The organism is Bradyrhizobium sp. STM 3809 (genome assembly GCF_000239795.1).
Classification (GTDB): domain Bacteria; phylum Pseudomonadota; class Alphaproteobacteria; order Rhizobiales; family Xanthobacteraceae; genus Bradyrhizobium.
This window is the reverse complement of sequence record NZ_CAFJ01000432.1, coordinates 1-2687: the sequence shown is the minus strand read 5'-3', so window position 1 is coordinate 2687 and position 2687 is coordinate 1. Positions and strand designations below refer to the sequence as shown.

General features: G+C 54.9%; 3 protein-coding genes. All 3 read right to left on the bottom strand.

Annotated features, from left to right (window positions below; all coding sequences use genetic code 11):
- Positions 1 to 921: patatin-like phospholipase family protein (locus BRAS3809_RS20530; protein WP_035657243.1), on the bottom strand; the 921-nt coding region annotated here is incomplete at its 3' end.
- Positions 922 to 1013: 92 nt separating this feature from the next.
- Entirely contained in the window at positions 1014 to 1697 is a 684-nt protein-coding gene (locus BRAS3809_RS35025; protein WP_083839137.1) for a uracil-DNA glycosylase, read from the bottom strand.
- Positions 1697 to 2687, bottom strand: a 991-nt coding sequence (locus BRAS3809_RS20525) for a MazG C-terminal domain-containing protein (RefSeq protein ID WP_035657240.1), incomplete at its 5' end; no start/stop codon positions are given. The genes BRAS3809_RS35025 and BRAS3809_RS20525, both read right to left, overlap by 1 nt.

Genomic DNA, 2687 nt, shown 5'->3' with positions numbered 1-2687 from the left:
ACCTAATGCGAGAATAGATACCACAAACAGCGGCACCATCCAGTTCAGGATTAATCCAGCGAGCGTGCCAGTGACCATCAGCAATCGCTGCTTAAGCTCAAACACGCTAAGATACCGCGCATTTTGACGCACATAACTAATAGCCGTCGTGTCGGGACCGTTCGGGTTACCGATAGCGTCGAACGAATCACCACTTCCGATCATCGCACTGATAAAGCTACCAATATAACCTCCACCCGAGACCGTGGATAAGAAGTCGACGTGCTTCATCAATCGGCGGGCCGCTAAAACTTGGACGACACCGAGGCAGAATGTTGCAGACCGGATACCTCCGCCGGAAAGCGCCAACCCGACAGCGTCGATCTTATCTTGCACGCGAAGTCCGGCGGCACTGCGTCGTTTGTTCAATTCGCCGGCTTCACACGCGTTAATCTCGCCGGCTGAGACCCAAGATTCATCTAGGCCGAATTTGAGAGGCTCGAAGCAACTCGCCACTTCCGATTTGTCGAGTACATCCGGCGTAGCATCATCGGGAACATATTCGCCGTACGCCATAATTTGAAGCTTCTTGGTGAACTCGGCGAGCCTCACCTGTAATTTCTTCAAATCAGCGCGGAATTCGTTGGCTCCATCTTTGGAGTTGAGAAGACCGGCTTCAAGGGCGCGATGCCATTTGGCTGTGACCGGTCGCAAGTCGACATTGAGCATATTGGTTGTAATACGTGCGAACTCGCGGCACCCGGGATACTTCTTCATTGCTTCTCGTGCAAGGCGGAAGATGTCCCGGAGGCTTTCAAGGGCACTTACCTCCACGCCGTACTGATAAGGAAGCGGTTGCGTCACGATGCGCGTCCGCATTTCGGAGAGGAGATCGTGTGCTGCAAGTTGATCGGGCGTTTGATGGGGAGAAGCCGCGCTCACGATGCTAACCTCCTGCGGGCTAGCAGATGGTATCTCCTTCGTAGGATGCAACGAATGATACCGTCCGAGCCACTCTTACGTGCAACCGCCCCCTAGTGGCGGATGCCAACACCGAAAAGATCGGCCTGTTTTTTCGAAACTCGGCAAGGGCCGTAAATGTCGTTCATCTGGCGCAAGAAATCGGCTTGTCCGCCGTAACTCGGGTGACGGACCCTGACGCACTCTTTCGGCGCCAATCGCGCCACGCAACTGGCGGCGTCGTTACCCAGAGCCACCACCCGCTCGGGTCGCAAGATTTCGAGCAATTCCCTAAGAATTTCCTCCCCGACTGCGCGCTCAGAAGCCCGATGCGACCGGTTCGTAAATGGACGACCAGGCTCATGAGGATGAAATGGGAAAACGTTCCATAAGAACACGGGCAGTTCGACTTCATCCAAGATCGACCAAGCCAGCGCGGCTGTTCTTTCTTTGACCGGGGCTCCTTTAGTACAGCGTTCGGCCTGAATGCCCCAGCGGGCCGCGTGAGCCGTAACGTGCGCATCGTCTGTCAATGCGAGGCCGGTCCGTCGTCCACCTCGATAGCCAAGATCGCGGCCGACCCATAGCGAGTGAATTCCACCAAGAGCGGCAGCCTCGAATATCGAGCGGAACGTCGAGTATCGAACGGCCGATGCGTCAACCTTATCGTGAACGGGACAAGAATCCGCGTAAGGATTGAATACATTTTCAAATGCAAGTCCGCGGACCGAGGTTACGAAACGGGTAGCTGCATTCATCAGATGGCTCCGAGAGGGCGGAACTCCAATTTGCGACGGTTGCGATCTCCGCGAACGATCCCACCTTGATCCTTCTTTAAACGACGAAAGACGTCGTAGCCCTGCAAAATCGCATCTTCCCACAGCTTCATTGGGCAAGCATCGACTTCATACCCATCCACGAACTGCCGCACTATCTTGAGCAGGTCGAAGGACACTGAAGATTGGCCTTCAAAGAACGCCAGCGCTTTGGCGTGCGAGAAAACAAGGGCCGACAAGCCCTCCTCAACCACGATCGCGCGACCACTGTCTTGCGTTTCATCGACGATGGGATCGCTTTTACGCTTTCGCTTCAACAGAGCGCGAAAGGTCGGCGACCAGTGCAAGACGGCTGCATGTGCAAAATGAAAAACATCGTGAAATCGATAGCCATCGCGATCAGCGATATTATCGGTTAGTGGATCACCGATTACAACGCCATTCATTTCTAGAACGCTGCGCCCTCCGGAGCGCTGGCTGATGACGATCTCAAATTCCTGGGGTAAGCGTTCTTCTTCAGGAAAGGCTTGATCAAAGACAGGCAGCTCCTCTAGCGGAGTCGGCAGAAATCGTCCACGCACCTTACGAAGATTGGAGGACGCGACTTCGGCAAATGAAATGCCCGCGGCGTTCAGCGCGCGGAGGAAAGCATCAGCAAACGCCGTCAAGCGAGTCCGACTATTCGCGGCCTGCATCTCTAGATCGAGAAGGCTGGCAGCATGGGTACCGAGATTAATAAGAACCTCGTCGAAAGTACCGGAAGGCTGGGGAGCAGCCACTCTAGATATCGCGCCCGCCGGACTATCCGCGGCTACGATAGAGCACGAGTAGTCTTTGAAGGAGACATCCGACAACACTTCGTGCAGAGGCGAACCCATTCGCCTACAAAGAGCAGCAAAATACCAGAGGGTATCGCCGAACTCATCTTCGACGGCACGTCGATAGCCGACAAACGCAGTTCCCTCGCGTCTG

What these genes read in the sequence shown, in the direction of transcription:
- BRAS3809_RS35025 (WP_083839137.1), bottom strand. Translation starts at nt 1,697, where the DNA reads ATGAATGCAGCTACCCGTTTCGTAACCTCGGTCCGCGGACTTGCATTT.